At 38.6% G+C, this 18,891-nt stretch carries 17 protein-coding genes; 2 read left to right on the plus strand and 15 right to left on the minus strand.

Translation table 11 applies throughout. From position 1 onward, the window contains the following. Nucleotides 1-94: 94 nt before the first annotated feature. From CUS89_RS04970 to CUS89_RS04985, 4 genes are all read right to left on the minus strand, one after another. Complete coding sequence (locus tag CUS89_RS04970) at nucleotides 95-961, minus strand: helix-turn-helix domain-containing protein (RefSeq protein ID WP_019722457.1); 867 nt, start codon at nucleotides 959-961, stop codon at nucleotides 95-97. Between the two features lie 244 nt (nucleotides 962-1,205). Continuing rightward, on the minus strand, nucleotides 1,206-3,284 hold the full coding sequence (locus CUS89_RS04975) for an LTA synthase family protein (RefSeq protein ID WP_104871347.1): 2,079 nt from the start codon (nucleotides 3,282-3,284) through the stop codon (nucleotides 1,206-1,208). A 302-nt stretch (nucleotides 3,285-3,586) separates the two neighbouring features. After that, complete coding sequence (locus tag CUS89_RS04980) at nucleotides 3,587-4,144, minus strand: hypothetical protein (RefSeq protein WP_258082385.1); 558 nt, start codon at nucleotides 4,142-4,144, stop codon at nucleotides 3,587-3,589. A gap of 192 nt (nucleotides 4,145-4,336) precedes the next feature. After that, complete coding sequence (locus tag CUS89_RS04985; protein WP_104871282.1) at nucleotides 4,337-5,731, minus strand: glycoside hydrolase family 1 protein; 1,395 nt, start codon at nucleotides 5,729-5,731, stop codon at nucleotides 4,337-4,339. A 307-nt stretch (nucleotides 5,732-6,038) separates the two neighbouring features. Between CUS89_RS04985 and CUS89_RS04990 the strand changes: the two genes are divergently transcribed. Both CUS89_RS04990 and CUS89_RS04995 read left to right on the plus strand, forming a co-directional pair. After that, the gene (locus tag CUS89_RS04990; protein ID WP_104871283.1) at nucleotides 6,039-6,455 is read left to right on the plus strand and encodes a hypothetical protein; all 417 of its coding nucleotides are present in this window, start codon (nucleotides 6,039-6,041) and stop codon (nucleotides 6,453-6,455) included. A 352-nt stretch (nucleotides 6,456-6,807) separates the two neighbouring features. Continuing rightward, a complete protein-coding gene (locus CUS89_RS04995; RefSeq protein WP_104871284.1) occupies nucleotides 6,808-6,999 on the plus strand; it encodes a hypothetical protein in 192 nt (63 codons plus the stop codon). Nucleotides 7,000-7,171: 172 nt separating this feature from the next. Here CUS89_RS04995 and CUS89_RS05000 read toward each other — a convergent pair whose 3' ends face one another. The 11 genes from CUS89_RS05000 to CUS89_RS05050 all read right to left on the minus strand — a co-directional run bounded on the left by CUS89_RS05000 (nucleotide 7,172) and on the right by CUS89_RS05050 (nucleotide 18,887). Beyond that, nucleotides 7,172-7,888 (minus strand): deoxynucleoside kinase, encoded by a 717-nt coding sequence (locus tag CUS89_RS05000; RefSeq protein ID WP_104871285.1) that lies wholly within the window; start codon nucleotides 7,886-7,888, stop codon nucleotides 7,172-7,174. Between the two features lie 16 nt (nucleotides 7,889-7,904). Further along, the gene (locus CUS89_RS05005; protein WP_019722464.1) at nucleotides 7,905-8,345 is read right to left on the minus strand and encodes a nucleoside 2-deoxyribosyltransferase; all 441 of its coding nucleotides are present in this window, start codon (nucleotides 8,343-8,345) and stop codon (nucleotides 7,905-7,907) included. Further along, nucleotides 8,345-8,920, minus strand: a complete 576-nt coding sequence (locus tag CUS89_RS05010; protein WP_104871286.1) for an LOG family protein — start codon at nucleotides 8,918-8,920, stop codon at nucleotides 8,345-8,347. Before CUS89_RS05010 ends, CUS89_RS05005 begins: the two co-directional genes overlap by 1 nt. An 833-nt stretch (nucleotides 8,921-9,753) precedes the next feature. Then, nucleotides 9,754-10,761: a sugar kinase gene (locus tag CUS89_RS05015; RefSeq protein WP_104871287.1), complete on the minus strand. Its 1,008-nt coding sequence runs from the start codon at nucleotides 10,759-10,761 to the stop codon at nucleotides 9,754-9,756. A gap of 2 nt (nucleotides 10,762-10,763) precedes the next feature. After that, nucleotides 10,764-11,513 carry a 2-dehydro-3-deoxy-phosphogluconate aldolase gene (gene dagF, locus CUS89_RS05020; RefSeq protein ID WP_104871288.1) on the minus strand — a complete coding sequence of 250 codons (750 nt, stop codon included), beginning with the start codon at nucleotides 11,511-11,513 and terminating at the stop codon, nucleotides 10,764-10,766. Nucleotides 11,514-11,530: 17 nt separating this feature from the next. Beyond that, nucleotides 11,531-12,619, minus strand: a complete 1,089-nt coding sequence (locus CUS89_RS05025; protein ID WP_104871289.1) for a DgaE family pyridoxal phosphate-dependent ammonia lyase — start codon at nucleotides 12,617-12,619, stop codon at nucleotides 11,531-11,533. Beyond that, entirely contained in the window at nucleotides 12,603-13,715 is a 1,113-nt protein-coding gene (locus CUS89_RS05030; RefSeq protein ID WP_104871290.1) for an amidohydrolase/deacetylase family metallohydrolase, read from the minus strand. Before CUS89_RS05030 ends, CUS89_RS05025 begins: the two co-directional genes overlap by 17 nt. Before the next feature lie 9 nt (nucleotides 13,716-13,724). Then, on the minus strand, nucleotides 13,725-14,813 hold the full coding sequence (locus tag CUS89_RS05035) for a DUF871 domain-containing protein (RefSeq protein WP_104871291.1): 1,089 nt from the start codon (nucleotides 14,811-14,813) through the stop codon (nucleotides 13,725-13,727). Nucleotides 14,814-14,837: 24 nt separating this feature from the next. Further along, the gene (locus CUS89_RS05040; protein ID WP_104871292.1) at nucleotides 14,838-16,172 is read right to left on the minus strand and encodes a PTS sugar transporter subunit IIC; all 1,335 of its coding nucleotides are present in this window, start codon (nucleotides 16,170-16,172) and stop codon (nucleotides 14,838-14,840) included. A gap of 278 nt (nucleotides 16,173-16,450) precedes the next feature. After that, nucleotides 16,451-17,152, minus strand: a complete 702-nt coding sequence (locus CUS89_RS05045) for a GntR family transcriptional regulator (protein ID WP_104871293.1) — start codon at nucleotides 17,150-17,152, stop codon at nucleotides 16,451-16,453. A 289-nt stretch (nucleotides 17,153-17,441) separates the two neighbouring features. Beyond that, a complete protein-coding gene (locus tag CUS89_RS05050; RefSeq protein ID WP_104871294.1) occupies nucleotides 17,442-18,887 on the minus strand; it encodes a glycoside hydrolase family 1 protein in 1,446 nt (481 codons plus the stop codon). Nucleotides 18,888-18,891 lie beyond the last annotated feature (4 nt).

An 18,891-nucleotide genomic window follows, 5' to 3' on the forward strand; every position in this document is an offset into this window, starting at 1 on the left:
ACGTTTAGTGAGAGTATTGACTTAATACTAGAGGTACTGGTTTTCCTTTTGTATTAAGTCAAATACCCACTAAATAGCCACTCTAACCAAATCTCTAGCGTTGTGCTTGGATAGACAATAGTTTTTCTTCTAACTCATCTCGCTCTTCTTTGCCTAAGGTATACTCGATCACTGCAAATAATGACTCAAACTCCTCTTTTTGGATTGGTTCTCCTAATGCTGTGGCGATCAACCGACGATAATAATCGGACATCAAACTCTCATAAATGACTGCCGTCTTCGACTTCAAACCTAGACAACGATACATATCTTCATTGATACTTCGTGCTTTTTTATATCTTTTTTTGTCAATATAATAGACAGTTAAATTTTTCAAAAAAAGAAATAAACATTGATCATAACCAGATTTCATTGCTTTACGCATTCTTTTTTTGATTTTCAAGTAATTGTTTTCGATAAAGGAATCACTGAAAATAAACGGAAATTCTGCCAACAAGTCTAGTTCATATCGACCAAATTCTTTCATTTTCATAAAGTAATCTTCGATCATTCGTATCTCATATCCTAGAAATTCCAATTGGATATCTGGCTTCACACTTGATTTCCAATACATATGTATATTCAGTACGAGATAATAAAGATCGGACGTTCGCTTGAATTGCTTACGATTGTCGGCGATTTCTTTGTAGGGATCAAAATCCTCCTCCTGTACTTTATTCAAAAGATTTCGTGTTTTTCTCGTTTTTCGTGGTTCTTCCACTTGATTTCGTAGCGATTCGTATTCAGTAAGTGTGATATTCAATCGATCAAGAAATGCCATCAGTGTTAAAAAAGAAATTTTTTTGATCGTACGATTCTCGATCCCCACAAGCGAAGTTTTTGAACAGATCCCCTCTGCCAATTGTGACTGTGTCAACTTGCGACTTACCCTTAATTTTTTGATCAATTCTCCATCGTGCATAATATGCCTCCTTTAGTGTGTGCATTTTCCAATAAGATCCTCTTCGTCAGAGCAACAACCGAAAAAGAGAAATAACTATCGAAATATTTATTGCATTCACTAATTAAGTACGCATAAATAAAAAAAATATTTGAAGAACAATAAAAAAACTTCTAAAAAGTGAAATTACAACTTTTTAGAAGTTTAGTAAGGTTGTGAAAGAAGCGTTCAGCTAGCTTGATCCTTCACCGACATCTAGCCATGTCTATGGTTTGTCCGCCAATCCATCCTCCGCAGGGTATAGATTGGTTGTCGTTTGATCATGATTTTTAGAATAGACGCTTGTTGAGGCTGCACCTTTTTCTTTTTCAATTTGTTGGTTCCGTTGCACTTGGTTCTTATAGTCATATTTTGCAGGATCGATCGTCGTAAATCCGTTTGGCACATAGAACCGTAAGAGATTTTCTTGATTGAGTTTATCAGAAAGACTCAAGGCTGTTTTTACCTGATTTTGTTCTTGTGCGACTTTTTGTTCAGCTGCTTGGTTTTCTTCAAGTAATGCCCCTGTTTTCGTATCATAGATTTTACCGCCTAGTACGGTGTAATCCGGTGCGACAAAATTCCCATTTCTAAAGGCCACGACTTGGTCATGTTGAGGTGAGAGTAAATCTGTACCAAAATGGATATAATTATTGTCTTCAATTCCTAGTAAATGGAGTAAAGTTGGCAAAACATCGATTTCACCACCATACTCATGATTGACGGTTCCTTTTGTATATCCTGGAATATGGAACATCAGCGGTACTCTTTGCATCTGCGCATTATCAAAATCGCCCCACGTTTCCGGATCTTTCCCTAATGCTGAAGCAAGGTCTTTATTGTCCGTATTCGAGATACCGAAATGATCACCGTAAATCACGAACATCGAGTGGTCATAAATCCCAGAAGCTTTTAAATACGTAAAGAACTGTTTGAGGGACTGATCCAAATAATGAGCCGTTCGCACATAATTATCAACGGTGCTATTTCCTGTATTCAACGAAGGAAAGTCAAAGTTTTTGTCATCGGTATAATAAGGTGTGTGATTCGTGACAGAAAGAAACTTCGCATAAAATGGTTGTTGCAAATGTTCGAGATAGTTTGCGGATTCTCGGAATAGGTTTTTATCTAAAATACCATAGCCAAGCATCTCATCCGAATCGTCGAAATACGAACGATCAAAGAAATTATCATACCCAAGATTTTTGTATACATGGTCACGATTCCAGAAACTACCGACATTCCCATGAAAAACCGCACTGGTATAGCCTTGTGTCTGATTCAAGATTGCTGGAGCAGCTTGGAACACATTATCTGAACCTAATTCTGTAAACAACGAACCTTGAGGCAACCCAAACGTTCCAGTTTCCAACATGTTCTCCGCATCACTGGTTTTCCCTTGTCCAACTTCATGGAAAAAGTTGTCAAAACTGATTGTTCCCTGATCGGTAAAGAGACTATTTAAAAAAGGAGTGACTTCTTGTCCATCTACTTTCATATTGATCAAAAATTGTTGAAAACTTTCCAAATGCAATACGATCACATTTCTTCCTTTTGCAAGTCCAAACATCTCTGGATCAGGAGCAGCGTAGTGAGATTTTGTGTAATCGAGGACTTCATCTAAGCCATTGCTACTTGCATGCGCTCTGACACTACTAGTGATCCCTGTTTTTATCCCATCATAGATCGTGTACGCATCCAGACCAAGATACTTCACAATATAGGAACGGTCAAACGTCCGTTGCAATAATTGAGGGCGATTTGCTTCACTCATTGCAAGATTTCCAGAGAAGATCAAAGCAGATAAACAAGTCACCGCAACCGCCACTGGCTTACGTACAGGTGGTGCTTTCAGTGGTACTTTTTTTATAAATACGCGAATCAGCAGAAAAGCAAAGATCGCGATATCGACCCAATAAAGGATATCATGGGGCTTCATCAAGGAAAAAGAGCTACCAGATAATCCTTGGGAAACCTTGGAGAAACCTAGTGCTGATTTAACGGTAATGAAATCTGTGAACTCACGATAGAAAATAATATTCAAATATAGCAATAACGTGTTTAAAAAATCGATGATAAATAAAACGATCAAACTTGTTCTGACTTTCTTAAAATACAAAGAAATCCCGAAAAACAATAGCGTTGTCGCTATTGGATTGATCCATAAAATAAACGTTTGGATGCTTCCTTCTACGCCTAAAGAAAAATCAGTATAGTAGGCAAAAATCGTTTTCATCCAAAAGAAAAAGCCAGCAATCAAAACGATGAGTACTTGATGTTGGCCAATTTTTTTTAGTTGTGTCAAAGTCACCACTTCTCTCTAAATTATTGTTCCTGTCTATTTTGCTCCTAAAAATTTATTTTTTGCTAAAAAAGTCTGATTTTTTACTCTTTTTTATAAAATTAATAACTAGTGTTCTACAGTAGATTTTCTGTTATTCAAAAGTAAATGCTTCGAAAACAAGGCGGAATCTAGGAAATTAAAGCAATTTCCCTAGATTCCGCCTTGTGGATCAGAGCTGAACTTTTCTTCCGCCAACTCTTCGACTAGCTGATCTCAATATTTTTATGATAAGGACTTTGAACTTTTTTCACTTAGTTACGCTCTTATTGCTGCTGCGGTTCAGCTACTATACTAGAATTAGTCGTACTGGACGTCTCTTCAGATGAAGAGGTGGTGGTTTCAGTTATTTCTTGGATTTCTTCTGTCGTCTTCCGCCATTCAGTCAAGCGTTGATTGACCATCTCTGGGTCTACTTTATCAGAATAACTAGAAGAGACCTTTCCATTTTTCAACCGCGCGACTTTCTGTTTATCTTCGGTCAAAAGCAGCACGCTCAAGTGCTTGTCTCCGTGTTGGACTTGCCTGATTGAAATGGCACTTAATACATCATTCACATTGATGAATTGATTTTTTTCCTTGTCTTTTGGCAGATAAATCTCTAATTCTCCCTTTTCGTAGTTCGCTACAACTTCGTAGTCTGCCCACCAATAGGTTGAAAATTCTTTTTTGAATTCATCTACTGAAGCTTTATTTGCAATGGTTGTTTCTGGTTCTTTTTGCGCAAGATCAGCGGTCATTTTACCAGAAAATACTGCGGATAACATAAGTATTATAAAAAAGCCAATTAACCAAAAGAGAAGAAAAGGCCTTTTTTTTCGCATACCTTCTTCCACTCCCATTCAAATTTACCTAATCTATTATATACAAAAAATGAAACATTAAGCGAAGAAATTAAAGAAAAAGATAAAAAATAACATACATCGATAATTTATAAAAGTGAAAATCCCGAGATCATCGTGAATCTCGGGATCATTTTTTAAATTAAAAAATTTCAAAAAAGAACAAATTTCTAATCAAACAGAAAAACTATTTGTATCAGATACTTCTTTGAACCAGTGACCTGATTTTTTTATCGTCCGTTTGCCATCAGCTAGATCGACTGAAATAAAGCCATAACGATTTTTGTATGCATTTGTCCACGACCAATTATCCATACATGTCCACATATGATAACCTAAGCAATTCGCGCCTTCTTCGATTGCTTGATGCACATATTTTAAGTGTTCTTGGACAAATTCGATGCGATAATCATCATGGATCATTCCGTCTGCTTCAATAAAGCGGGCTTCATTTTCAACACCCATACCATTTTCCGAGATGAAACAGTCGATATTGCCGTAATTGTCTCGAACATTGATCAAAATATCGTAAATGCCTTTTTCATAAATTTCCCACCCACGATAAGGATTCATTTTACGTCCCGGCATTTCATAGTTATCAAAGTAATCTTCGGGCATCGGACCATTTGTTGTATCAACTGCTGTTTCTTTGGCTTTGACACGACGTGGCTGATAATAATTGATCCCTAAAAGATCTACTGTATTATTTTTGATGATTGCTAGATCTTCTTCTTGCATGTCCGGAAGAATCTCTAGTTCGGTTACGATCTCGATCAATTCTTGTGGAAATTCTCCTTTAACAGCGGGATCTAAAAATGAACGATTAAAAAAGGCATCGGCGATTTGCGCAGCTTTCACATCGGCAGGATCGTTCTCATTTCTTGGATAACTAGGTGTTAAATTTAAGATGATCCCGATTTTACCGTCCTGCTTTGTTTCATGATAGGCTTTGATGGCTAAAGCAGAAGATAATGCCTCGTGATAACCAACTTGAACTGCTTTTTTCATATCCGATTCTTCAGGATAATGCCAACGATATAAATAACCAGCTTCAACAGGAACAATTGGTTCATTATGCGTGAACCATTTTTTTACCTTTGTTCCAAATAATTCAAAACAAGTTTTGGCATACGTTTCATAAGCTTTGACAGTTTCACGAGCTAACCACCCACCTTTTTCTTGAAGGTACATTGGCATATCGAAATGATACAAGTTAACAAATGGCTCAATACCTTGTGCAATCAGTTCATCAAAATAACTATTGTAAAATGCGACTGCTTGGGGATTGACTTCACCTGTTTCATCTGGAATCAAGCGACTCCATTGGATGGATGTTCGAAATGAATTATGTCCGGTTTGTTTCATCAACTGGACATCTTCCTTATATTTTGTATAGACTTGCGACGCTTTTTCCGGACCGACTTGATCAAAGAATTTTTCTGGCTCTTTGGAAAACCAATAGTCAAAAATATTGTCTCCTTTATGATCGCCAGGTATACGACCTTCTGTTTGTGGTCCACTTGCTGCAGAACCCCACCAAAATTTTTCTGGAAATTGATATGTTGTCATTTTTGCACCTCGTTGTTTCTTTTCATTTATGTTTTTTTATGTCGCACATCCACAATATAGCAAACGTTTTCTCCGCTTACAATCATTATTATAAACCGTTTTCCATAAAAAGACTAGACCAATTAGGACAAATAATAAAATCGGGCTAAGGATACTCAAAAAATGATGACTTTACTCCCCAGCGATCTTCCCATAGCGCCAATCTAAAACACCAATGGCTTCAAAAACTTACTTTTTGTAGCCATTTATTTCATGTTGCTGGATTCAATGGTATAATCACTTTATCCAATCTACTGGGGGCATTATTTTGAAAAAAACATTGATTTACTTTACATTGATTTTTGCCTTACTTACTTTTTCTGGCTGTAATCAATCAAATCACTCAACGGAAGAAACAACGAATACGACCACTTTTCAGGCGGATACATCTGATATAACAAATAGCACCTATACACTGAAGGTCCGAAAAAACATGGACCTTGCCAATGCAGAGATCAAATTTAAAGATGACACGATGGAATGGACACGAACATATGCTGAGTCTGAAACTGATACAGCAAACGCGTCTCCAGAGAAAATCGTGTTAACCGATGTCAAGATCACAACTGAAAATGAGGAGTATACGATCGTTGGGAAAAAAGACGATTCGACTCAGACTTTTCATTTTAGAAAAATCGGTAATTTTCGTATAGAAGATGAAGAAGGTAATATCTATACGTTATAGTGTGAGTGCACAATATAAAAGCAGAAGTCGAGACTGAAATGCTTAAACTCGAAAAATAAGGCGCCATCCACGAAAATTGTTCTTCTAATTTTTGTGGATGGTGCCTTATTCTTCGAAGAGGTTACTTCTATGCCGCCGTTTATTCATTTTTAGAATATGCTGTTCCACTCATGTTTCTTTTCATTAGATCGTGCATATTTTAGCCGTTTCTCACTATGAAAGCTCAAAATGATGAGTCAATTTTCTGACACGTGCTCATCGCTAAAAATTCTAAGTTTTCTTAATTAATTTTGTTTCTATCCTGTGTTTCTGCTATAGTAAAGAAGCACTTGATATACTAAGGAGAAAGAATATGCAGACAGCAAATACTCAAGATTACTGTACCTGTACGACGAACCAAAATGTACATACGGAAATCAACGACCAAGGAAGAGCCAATTTTTGTGATCATTGCCATAAAATGATCGAGGGTTCGAATCAACCTTTTGAGTTTTTTACAAGCCGAGAAGAGTTGAACAAAGAAACAAATAGTAAAAAAATCTAAAAAATAGAGCTTGAAACAGCAGTTTTAGTCTCTAAAAATAAGGCGACAACTACAAAAATCATTCTTCCGTTTTTTGTAGTTGTTGCCTTATTTTTTTAAGAGAGAACTTCTATCTCCAGCGTTTATTCAGTTACAGGTTGAAAATAAAAGCGGATTTTGCTTTTGTCTCGCCTTACATAGTACCTGACGAATCTAATTGTTGCCCTTTAGCATGGTGATTGTCGGTATAATAACTTCCAGACTGCTGTTCTTCTAATTCAGCCAATTTTGCTTGAATCTGCTCAATCACGACTTGTGCATCTTCAGGTCTTTCGACAAAATCAAACACATCACCATCTATTTGGATCTTTGGGCAAACATCAAAGTCTTCGTACCATTGATCATATCGTTCATTTAATGAGCGGTAATACTGATAAAGCGTTTCATCACTGTCCAATTGTTCATAGTCTCGTCCACGTTTTTTGATTCGTTCTAACATCGTATCCAGAGAGACTTTGATATGCACGAGTAGATCGGGTCTTTTTTTAGGTGCAACATCATCTAATTCATGAAGCATCGTATCTAATAGGTTATCGTATTGTTGGACTTCAATATCTGACACACGCCCCAAATCGGCATTTAGATGAAACAATAAACTGTCTTCATAAATCGAACGGTCCAATACGTTATCATCATGGTTCAATGCATTTTTCATAGCTAAAAATCGTTTATTCAAAAAGAAGATTTGTAATAAAAATGCATATTGCTCTGGATTAGAGTAAAACAAAGGTAGTACCTCGTTATCCTCTACATTTTCATAAAATGGTGTTGAATCAATCTTTTTGGCAAGCATATCGGTCAAACTACTCTTTCCTGCGCCAATTGTTCCTGAAATCAATATCACTGACATCTAATCCCTTCTCATTCTATAAATATTCGCCTTTATAAGCACTTTTTGGTAACATCTTGAAATCATATGCTTGGATCGCTTCGATCGTTTTTACATATGAATGTAAACTTTGGGTGATCATCAAATTAGTTGGTACCGTTTCTTCTTGAAAAATGATGATCGGTTTGTCCATCATCGTGGCGACGCCTAATTCATAGGCAGTGCCAGGATCGATCGTCTGATGTTCAAAATCTATGATTGCTACAACTTGCTCTGCTGAGGCAAGTTCTTTCATGTCTCTCTCGTAGACTTCTTGCGCCCATCCACCACTGAACATCTCATAATTACTGTGTTGATGGTGTCTTGGTGAGTAGAAACTATCCACCGTTGGATTGGCAGTCAATGCCGTTTCAACCTGAGCAATTCGCTCGATTTGTTCTTCTGAAAAGAAAGGTCCTGCTAAATAAATATAACTCATTATTTAATCTCCTGCATCATTGATTTCGTTTGTTCTTCTGTTGCACATAATTGGTCGATCAGTTCAAATGGGTCATTTGAAAAATAAAGATGATTGAGCCATTTCTCATCCATAAATCCTTCTCTCGCAAAATTTCCAATCAATTCTTTCAACCCTGAATAATACCCTTGAACATCAAGGATGCCAATGGGTTTTTCTGGTATCAAGCCGATCGCCATCCAGGAAAGTAGCTGTGAAAATTCTTCGAGTGTACCAAGTCCGCCAGGGAAAACCAGCACTGCATCCCCTTTTTCAAATAGTAGTTCCTTACGTTTATCGATCGTTGCCGTTGGTATAAACGTGGTAACATCTGTTTTTGGTAATTCTTCAGAAAACAGCCCCACTGGATAGATTCCCGTTACTCGTCCGCCATTTTTTAAGATCGTGCGACTAAAAACACCCATGATACCAGAATCTGAGCCACCATAAACTAATTCTATTTGTTTTTCTACCATATATTTTCCAATCGTTTCAGCTAACAGAATATACTTCTGATATTGTCCAAAACGTGAACCACAAAAAATAGTCAACTTCAAAAAAACACATCCTTACTAATCGATCTACCTTTATTCTACTCTTGTTTTTTTAAAATAAAAGACTAGATTTAGTTGCATTTTAGTGTTATACAAAACAAAAAACACTATATATAGTGTTTAGTCTTTGGATAGCATTTAATTTGAATATGTTTCAACATCAATTTTTAAATAACTAAAAACTACAAAAACGCAGGGTCTAACTTTGTGATATTCTCTTTCTTTCGACTTTCTTGCGAATAACATTTCACCGTTGTTCAAAAAATAGATCAACTTTGTTTTTTATGTTATTTTTTATTTGTGTCACTCACAAAATTCTCAATGGATGATCCGTTAGAAGATAGAAAACAGCCAAAGCATGGCTGAGGTCAGTACGCATGACTTGCCTTGATCATTGATAAGGGTTCGTAAAAAGCGATAAACGATGTTGTGGATCATTACTTATTCTTTCGATCTTACTTCTGATCAATCGTCCTTGGGTATACGTGTTGGACAAAAAAAGAAGAGGGAACGATTGTCCCTCCTCTTTTTGGCACAGTAAATAAAAGCCCATACATTTTATTCATTTAATCGACAAAAAAGCTAGCAATCTCTTTTAAGATTCGATACAATGAACTCGGTCGATGGTTTCCATTGACTATGGCAAACTTGATTGGTCAATGCGTTGACTACTCAAGCCCTCAATTTTTAGCTGCCACTAAAAATTGGGGGGCCTTTTTTATTTGACTGTTTCTATCTGCCATTTATGATACTGATTCCCAGATAGAGAGTCAAGCGAATCTGAAAAGCTACGAAAAACTGTACCATTTTTCGCCCAGTTTTTTGTATAACTTGTTTTATCGATTCAAATCGATCGTTGGATGCGTCAATAATTGGTCCACTTGCTTTCTAGTCGTCAGTGGCACATCCCCTTGGATCGTGTGGGCTAAGCGTGAATTACCTAATGCAAATTGGACGGTTCGATCCAATGACCAATTTTCGCTATAGCCTAATAAAATCCCCGCAGCAAAGGCATCGCCTGCTCCAATGCGATCTAAACTATCCAGTGTATACGCCTCTGTTTCGATCCATTTTGTTGAAGTCATCAGATAGCCACTTAGTTGTTTTTTCTCAGTTGTGGTGTGCCGTGTTGTACCTGCAAACCAGTCGATTTGGTAATCACTTAAAAATTCTTGGAACGAGCGAATCTTGGCGGAACGACTGGAAAGATCCATCGCTCTCTCTAATAATTCAGACAAATCACGAACAGAACCAAAGATGACATTGCAATAGGGAAGTATTTCTTGATAACGTTCCTTCATCACTCTTTTTTTATCTGGCTCTTGGTTTAGACTCGGACGAAAATTAAAATCAAAACAAACTTTTTTTCCTTTTCTATGCGCTGTTTTTGCTACAGCAAGCGCCACTTCCGCTGAATGCTCATTCAAACTCAAACTGATGCCACAGATGTGGACTAAATCAACTGTTTCGATAAAGTCCTCGATGGCATAATCAGCCACTGTAGCTAAGCCAAAAGAACTGTTTTTACGATTTTGATAGGTGATTTCTGTTGGTCTGACCCCATAGCCCATCTCAGCAAAATAAGTACCGATATGTTGTTCTTTTTGAATGACATAGGAGGTATTGATACCTAAACTCTTCAAATTAGCTAACGCTGCATCTCCCAAACGATTGTCTGGTAACGCCGTCAACAAGTAACTCTCCACCCCGAAATGCGCTAGATTACCGACTAGATTCACACCTGTTCCTGTATAAGCCATACGCAAAGTGTGCGTCTGTTCCAACATCAGGAATTCTGGAGGTGTCAGCCTCAACATCACTTCACCAAATGCACCGATTTTCATGGTCATTCACCTGTTTTCACTAATTTTTTCATCATATCCAACAACTGACGGACTTCCTGAGCTCGAGTATCACCTGTCTCTGGATCAATGATCGAACTGTAGACGTGAGGAATGATTTTTTTGACTCCTGCATCTAATGCGATCTGAACGATTTCTTCAAAATTCGTCAAATCGATCCCACCTGTTGGCTCTAAATAAAAATCGAACGCTGCACATGCTGCTGCAACAGCTTCATATTCTTTCTTGTGCGCCAATCCCTTCATTGGGAAATATTTGATCGAGCTTCCACCCATGTCCTGTAACAAACGAATGGCTGTTTCGATCGGCACCATCGCAGCAGGACCTTGGCTACTTAAAGGACCAGTCGCAAGATTGACGTACCCTTCTTTACCAGTCGGTGAAACTAAACCATTGACGATGGTCTCTGACTGTCCTAATACGGCACGAGAAGCACCGACACCGGTAAAGACTTGGTTGACATGTTGCGGTTGTAATACTTTCGCCAAGCGAGTCACCATCTGGCTTTGCTTTGGATCGCCGGCACCTAAGCCGATCGATAAGGCATTATTTGTTGCTTCTTGGTATTTTTTCATGTCTGTGATAGCTGCATCATCACTCGGGTAATTCTTAGATAAAACACCTAATAAGATATGCCCTTCGGCTGCTTCGTAACATTCCTTCGCATTCTCAACTGAGTTGGCTAACACATTCAAACAGATTTGATCTGCTAGATAATTGGGGGTCAATGACATCATGATTACTCCTTTGATTATAAGATTTCATTTAAACGTTGGACGATCTGTTCCATCTCTTTTTGCGTCACTGAGCGAATATCGAACTCAATGATCCCATTGTTCGCTTGGTACTCCCTTGTATAAATGACTGGGGCTTTTGCTTTTAGTTGCTCAATGATCGTCTTGGCAGAACCTGTAACGACTTGGATACTGGCACGATAGATTTGTCGCCCAGCTGGATCTTGGACGACTTTAGCCTTGATACCTGGCAACTTTTCAAGCGCTTCGACAAATGGCTGAACTCTTTTTTTCATCGATTCTCCTGATTCACTACCATTTACCAAATAATCGTCGACCGCTTGGACAAAGCCCAAAACATTTTCTTTGCCGATCTTCATCGATCGACCAATGCCTTGTGATTGCAGACGGACCCAAGAAACGAACGGTTCTTTACCAATCACCATCCCTGCGCTTGGGCCTTCAATGGCTTTGGCACCTGAATAGATCACTAGATCAGCGCCTAATGCGGTGTATTTCAACAAGTCTTCTTCGGCTGCTGCATCAACGATCAAAGGCAGTTCGTATTTATTAGCCACTGTTACCGCTTCTGCCACATCTAACATACTTTTCTGTACGGTATGATGACTTTTGATGTACAAAATACCGGCGGTTTGTTCGGTGATCATCGCCTCGATATGGTCAGGCGTACATTGGTTGGCATACCCTGCCTCAATGACCCGTCCGCCACCTTGTTGGATCATTAGTTCCACTGGCACACCATAATCGACATTGTGGCCTTTGGGTAAAATGATTTCTCTGCGTTTGATCGTTTCGTCATAAGGGTGATGCACATGGTACATCGATCCTTGACCAATCACCGCAGCAACGGATTGAGCGATTCCGGCAGATGCGGAAGAAACGATTTGAACATCGTCTACTTCTAATTGTTTTGCCAAGTATGCACCGGTTTTCTTCATCAATTCAGCCATTTCAAAAAAATGTTCGCCTCCAAAACGTTGAGCTTCCAACACTGATTCGCTCAAAGTGGACACGCCTAAGATCGTCATTCGACCAGAAGCATTGATCACTTCATTCAAGCCAAATTTTTCATGATTGACAGTCATAACTAACACCTCCAATAATAACGCTTACAGGGATGATTTGCTGCGTGGTCGTTCGCGTATTGCCATTTGAATCTGTCAATTGCTTTTCTTGATCAAGAAAGTTATAAATCGTAAAGTCTGCATCAAAGCCTTCTTTGATGTTTCCTTTTGTCGCTAGATTAAACTGTCTCGCTGGTGCGCTAGTCACTTTTTCGAGGATTTCTTGCCAAGAATAACCGACAACGTATAGTTTCTCCATCGTCGTCGCTAAATCATATACCGGACCGTTTTTACGATTTCTGATATAGATATCTGTGCTGATCGAATCGGCTTTGATCCCTGCATGAAGCGCTGTTTCTGCAACATCAAAATTGAAACTATCAGTTCCATGTCCGATGTCAAACACCACACCATCAGCAATGGCTTTTTTGACGAAGGGTTTGATTTCATTGGTTGCTGGATCGATGATGCCATTGGGCTTTCCATTGAAACAATGGGTCATCACATCGTTTTTTCCCATATGTGCTAAAATTTCATCTAAACGAGGAGGAGCAGAACCGATATGGACCATTAACGGTAATCCAGCATTTTGCTTTTGGATTTTCTTTGCCAATTTTAAAGGCGTGACACCATTTGTTCCCACGACTGTTTTACTCATCCGAGCTTTTAGCCCTACAATAAAATCAGGCAATTCAATTAATTTTTGATGAACCAGATCCGTTTGGATCTTTGATAAATCTGCTAACTCATCTTGTTCAACAATACCCCATTTTGAAATGTTCAGTAAAGCGAAAACATTTGTTTTTGCTTGCTTTGCATGTCCATAAAATGTGTGGATATTTTCCGCACCTGTCGTCCCAGCATCAATGACCGTCGTTACCCCTTTATCCACACCGATTTCATCGGGATAGTCGTAATATAGTGTCATTTCTTCAAAACAATGAACATGATCATCAATCCAGCCTGCGGAGAGATACTGTTCGTCTGAAAGTGTCAGTTCTTGTTTTGCCGTTTCTTCGATATGTTTACTGATCAAGGCGATCTTGCCGTTCTTCACACCGATATCAACAGGGTCTTTGCCTAACTCCTTGCCATTTCTTATAATTAAATCAAACATGACAAACGCCTACTTTTCTATAAATTTGAATTTTGACCAAGGGTGGATGAAGGATAGTAGCAGTTGTTCATCCGCAACAATGGCACCTACTTTATTTTTTCTTGGATCTTGATGTGGCGTTAATACGATCTGTAACTCATTCTTATATTTCCCAAAGCGATCATTTCCAACGACGACATCTCCCACTTGAAACATCTCTTCATTGTCATGAGGAGGATTAGCATCTGCTTGATACGTTTTTCTTACTTCTGTTGAACGGATCACTTGCGACGTGATATCTCCTCTACGAACATGTTGCTCGTTCAAAACGATTCCTCGTTCGACGTCACTGGTCTGGGGAAGAAAATCAATAGCGAAAACAGTCTGATACCGATCGACTGCTCCTAACGCTTGCAACTCTTCTTCTGAAGCATATGCATTGCCGATAATGACATCATCGATAAGATTAGTCGCAAATAAATGCTTAGCCGCTGGAACGACACCCAACTGTCGATGCATTTCTAATGTTGATAAGCCATCGTTCACATCCCAAGGACCGATTGTTCCCGTTTGAGAGGTAATAAAAGCGGCAGTACGGATGCCTTGACGTTTAAACCGGCGACTGCATGTTTCAAAAAATTCATAAGGAAGTCCAGTACCTGCTTGAGGATAAAAATTATGACACCCGTATAAAAAAGGAGTATTCGCTTGATGGCTCAAAATATTTTCTAAATAGGCCACATCATTACTCATATTCAATTCAATTGCTAACTGGTAAGGATTGTAAGTCAGTAGTGCTTCTTTTCTACCATCAAAGCCTAAATCCAAACGAATCCCATCTGCACCTAGTTCATGAAAGAAACTCATGTCATCATATGAAATATTCAACTGTTCGAAAATCGATGGTGCGACATCTAAAATCGTTTCAAAGCCAAGTGATGCAGCATATTCGATCAATTGTTGAAATTTCTGTTTGACTTGTTCTGTTTCCTCAGTCACTTCTAACATGCTCATAAAAATTCGAGTAAACCCATATTTATGTGCCATTTCGAGATAGGCACGATCTTCTTGCGGATTGCTGTGATCAGGATAAAGAGAGATTCCTAGTGAACGTTTCATATTAACTCCTGCTTTCTTTTCTATTTACTCGTTCGTGATACCATCGGTGATCTGGACAGAGGCTTGTTCTGCTTGTTCTTCTTCTTTTTCCTGTGCCAGCTGTTGTTTCTCAAATACTTTGAAGAATGGATAATAGATCGCCAAAGTGATAAAGAAGTTGAACACGACTAAGACACCCGCAGCTACGCTCCAATTGGTACTCATCCAAGCCGCAAATGGCGCTGGTATCGCGAAAGGCAACCGTGCGACCATCATTGGCACTAAACCACTTACCGTAAGGACATAAGAAATCGTTGTCGTTACTAATGGTGCAACAATAAATGGGATGCCCAATACTGGATTCATGACGATCGGTGCCCCAAAAATCATTGGTTCATTGATATTGAACAAACCGGGCAGGATCGACAAACGTCCTAAGCTTTTCAGATACTTGGATTTGGAGAACATGAACAGCACGACTAATGCAAGGGTCGTACCTGCCCCACCGATCCAGACAAACCATTGTAAAAATTGCTCTGTAAAGATATTTGGCATATCATGTGCATTGGTTCCTGCATTGAATGCGTCGATATTTTCAGCAATCGAGATATCCCAAAACGGACGGATCACTGGTCCCATGATAGCTGGTCCATGAATCCCTAACACCCAGAAGAAACAAATCAAGAAAACCGTAAGTAGTCCACCAAATAAACTGTTCCCTGCTAACACGCCTTTAAGCGGCATCAATAATTGGCTCAAGAAGCCATTCAAATCAAAGCCAAGCAAATGACGGATGACCCAAAAGAAAATCAAGATCACGGCTCCTGGGATCAATGCGACAAATGAATTCGTCACTTCTGGCGGTACACCATCTGGCATTTTTATCGTGATTTTCTTTTCAATAAAGAAACGATAGATCTCTACGGACAAAATCGCTGTTACGATTGCCCCAAATAAAGAACCTGAACCAAGATTCGCAATATTGATATAGCGTCCAGCGGTTATTCCTTCAAGATCTTCCAACACTTGAGTTGGTGGTGCAGCTACGATCAAGAAGGACATCAAAGCTAAAATACCGGCAGTCAATGAATCTAAGCGATAGCTCTTTGCTAATGAAGAGGCAATCCCAAATGTGGCATATAAAGCTAAGATCCCCACCGTATATCGAAATGGAATATCTAAAATTGCACGATACGGCTCAATGACTGACGCGACCGACTCGATCGGGATGTTCAATAATATCGTAAAAAATGAGCCAACGATCGTTAATGGCATCGTCGCGATAATCCCTTTTCGAATGGCTGTCATGTGACGTTGCGTACCGATTCGATTCGCAACAGGCATGATTTTTTGTTCGATCAACCCTACAAATTTATCCATTTGTTACTCCCCCTTATTTAAACATTATAATGTTTAAATAAAAGATAACATATTAATGATATAATGTAAACATTTTCATTAAAATATATGATTATTCTGACAAAAAGAGACTGAGGCAATCAGCCTCTCCCACCTCGTGAAACCGAATAAACGGCGGGAACAGAAGTAACCTCTTAGATAAACAAGGCGCCATCCACAAAAATTTGAAGAACAATTTTCATGGATGACGCCTTATTTATCGAGGCTACACACTTCTACCCCGACCTCATTGCGATTGTCTATGTTTCGTAGTTGATATGATAAGGATGTAGATCCGTATGATAAATTGCCTCTGAATACTCAACCACTTCTCGATCTTCGGTCGTTGATCGACGTACTCGTTTGATCCCGATTTCTGAAGATGTCTTTAATAATGCTTTTTCTTCCTCTGTTAAAAACGTAGCAGAAAAGTCATCTGAAAAAGAGTCGATGATGTGATTATTTTGTGTGAGTAACCGGTACAAAGATTCTTTATCAAATTCTTTTTGTTTCATTTTATTCATGTCTTTTGGTAAATAGTGAACAAAATAGATATACGGCTGGTCATTTAAATAGTACAAACGTTTGAAGCATACCGCAGCTGAACCGAACATCGAATATAATGGATGATCTTTTTTGATACTGATTTTTTCTAAACCAATCGTTTCTTTGCGAACTTCATATTGGGAATCCTTTAATATCTGAGTAAAACTTTCGGCTTTAGATAAACGATTGTAAGGACGATTACTTAATACTGTCGTTCCTCGACCACTTTTCTTTTCGACATATTCATCTGTAGCTAATAACTCGATGGCTTTGCGCACAGTGATCTTACTCACTTGAAACAATTCTTCTAACTCATTTTCAGTTGGCAACATACTCCCCACTGGATACTTTCCTGAAAAAATATCCTCTTTGATCTTGTCTGCCACTTCTAAATATAGTACACGCGTTCTTTTCATAGCTTCACCTTTCACCTTTATGTTAGTTAAAGAATAACATAAATAAACAGAAAAAAGAATAGAAATATTGATAATTGGTCTACCTATGTACAAATAATAAGCTTAGACATAACAAAACATCTAAGCTTATTATCATAATTTTTTCGTACCTTTGTTATATCCTTGTTTTAATAACACAATCGCCGATTATAAAAACAAGGAAAATTTTATCAGAAATTTCAAACAATCACTAAATTTGTAAGGATTCTTGTATTGAAAGGCCTTTCTATAAAAATGGCCCAGTCGTTATTTATCCTAATTCTTCGCCGTTCGTTTTAATGACTATCTTGTACCAGTCAAAAGATTTTTTCTTTGTACGTGCCAAAGTCCCATTTCCTTCGTCATCAAGGTCGACATAGATAAATCCGTAACGTTTACTCATTTCCCCTGTGGAGGCGCTAACTAAATCGATACAGCCCCAAGGTGTGTAGCCCATCAAATCGACCCCATCAGCAACTGCCTCAGCCATTGCTTCGATATGACGACGTAAGTAATCGATCCGGTAATCATCATTGATCGATCCATCTTCTTCCACTTTATCGATCGCACCTAAGCCATTCTCAACAATAAACAGTGGTTTTTCATAGCGGTTATATAATTCATTCAATGCCACGCGCAATCCTTCGGGATCGATTTGCCAGCCCCACTCACTTGCTTCAAGGAATGGGTTCTTCACGCCGCCTAGTAGGTTCCCATTTGATGTGTCGGCATCTGGGTTGGTTTCATCAATAGCTGATGACATATAGTAACTAAATCCAATGTAATCAACTGGATACTCTTTTAATAATTGGAAATCTTCTTCCGTTTGTTCTAGTTTTGCTACGTCCACTCCATATTTCTTATACGTACGTGCTGTATAGGCTGGATATTCACCACGAACTTGCACATCTGTACAGAAAAAGTTGAACTCTTGATTTTGGATCAATGTAGCCACTTGATTGATCGGATTAGCATCGATACTATAGGTCGTTGCATAAATGATCATACAACCTACTTGGATATCTGAACGTAACTCATGGGCGATCTTGACCGCTTTACTGCTAGCGACAAACTGATTGTGCCATGCTTGGAAAATATTCTGATAATCACTTGCACCATTACTTTTGACCAATCCTTGACTCAATGCTGGGAAATGGAAAGCTGAATTGATCTCATTGAACGTCATCCAATATTTCACTTTGCTGCTGTAACGTTCTAATACTGTGCGAGCAAAACGTTCATAAAACTCAATCAGTTGGCGGTTTTTCCACCCACCATATTCTTTTGCTAAGTGTAATGGCATTTCATAATGAGAAATCGTAATGACCGGCTCGATATCATAACTCAAGCAAGTATCGATCAATTCATCATAGAAAGCTAAACCAGCTTCATTCGGTGTTTGCTCATCTCCTTGAGGGAAAATCCGAGTCCAGGCAATGGAGAAACGATAACTTTTGAAGCCCATTTCTGCAAATAAAGCAATATCTTCTTTGAAGTGATCGTAATGTTCGATCCCACGATGATTCGGATAAAGGTATTTGTCCTCATCGATCGTCCAATCAAATTCTTCGCTTCCAATGATTGCAAAACGTTGTTTACCACCAGGCATTGCATCGGCGACAGATAAGCCTTTTCCATCGCGGTCGAAAGCACCTTCTAATTGATTTGCGGCTGTTGCGCCACCCCATAAAAAGTCTTTTTTGAATCGTGCTGTCATTGTT

Source organism: Enterococcus mundtii, assembly GCF_002947535.1.
Classification (GTDB): Bacteria; Bacillota; Bacilli; order Lactobacillales; family Enterococcaceae; genus Enterococcus_B; species Enterococcus_B mundtii_B.

Bases quoted from the DNA above. Each gene is read 5' to 3' on its own strand.
- CUS89_RS04970 (WP_019722457.1), bottom strand. From the start codon at position 961: ATGCACGATGGAGAATTGATCAAAAAATTAAGGGTAAGTCGCAAGTTG.
- CUS89_RS04980 (WP_258082385.1), bottom strand. From the start codon at position 4,144: ATGCGAAAAAAAAGGCCTTTTCTTCTCTTTTGGTTAATTGGCTTTTTT.
- CUS89_RS04985 (WP_104871282.1), bottom strand. From the start codon at position 5,731: ATGACAACATATCAATTTCCAGAAAAATTTTGGTGGGGTTCTGCAGCA.
- CUS89_RS04995 (WP_104871284.1), top strand. From the start codon at position 6,808: ATGCAGACAGCAAATACTCAAGATTACTGTACCTGTACGACGAACCAA.
- CUS89_RS05000 (WP_104871285.1), bottom strand. From the start codon at position 7,888: ATGTCAGTGATATTGATTTCAGGAACAATTGGCGCAGGAAAGAGTAGT.
- CUS89_RS05005 (WP_019722464.1), bottom strand. From the start codon at position 8,345: ATGAGTTATATTTATTTAGCAGGACCTTTCTTTTCAGAAGAACAAATC.
- CUS89_RS05015 (WP_104871287.1), bottom strand. From the start codon at position 10,761: ATGAAAATCGGTGCATTTGGTGAAGTGATGTTGAGGCTGACACCTCCA.
- dagF (WP_104871288.1), bottom strand. From the start codon at position 11,513: ATGTCATTGACCCCCAATTATCTAGCAGATCAAATCTGTTTGAATGTG.
- CUS89_RS05025 (WP_104871289.1), bottom strand. From the start codon at position 12,619: ATGACTGTCAATCATGAAAAATTTGGCTTGAATGAAGTGATCAATGCT.
- CUS89_RS05030 (WP_104871290.1), bottom strand. From the start codon at position 13,715: ATGTTTGATTTAATTATAAGAAATGGCAAGGAGTTAGGCAAAGACCCT.
- CUS89_RS05035 (WP_104871291.1), bottom strand. From the start codon at position 14,813: ATGAAACGTTCACTAGGAATCTCTCTTTATCCTGATCACAGCAATCCG.
- CUS89_RS05040 (WP_104871292.1), bottom strand. From the start codon at position 16,172: ATGGATAAATTTGTAGGGTTGATCGAACAAAAAATCATGCCTGTTGCG.
- CUS89_RS05045 (WP_104871293.1), bottom strand. From the start codon at position 17,152: ATGAAAAGAACGCGTGTACTATATTTAGAAGTGGCAGACAAGATCAAA.
- CUS89_RS05050 (WP_104871294.1), bottom strand. From the start codon at position 18,887: ATGACAGCACGATTCAAAAAAGACTTTTTATGGGGTGGCGCAACAGCC.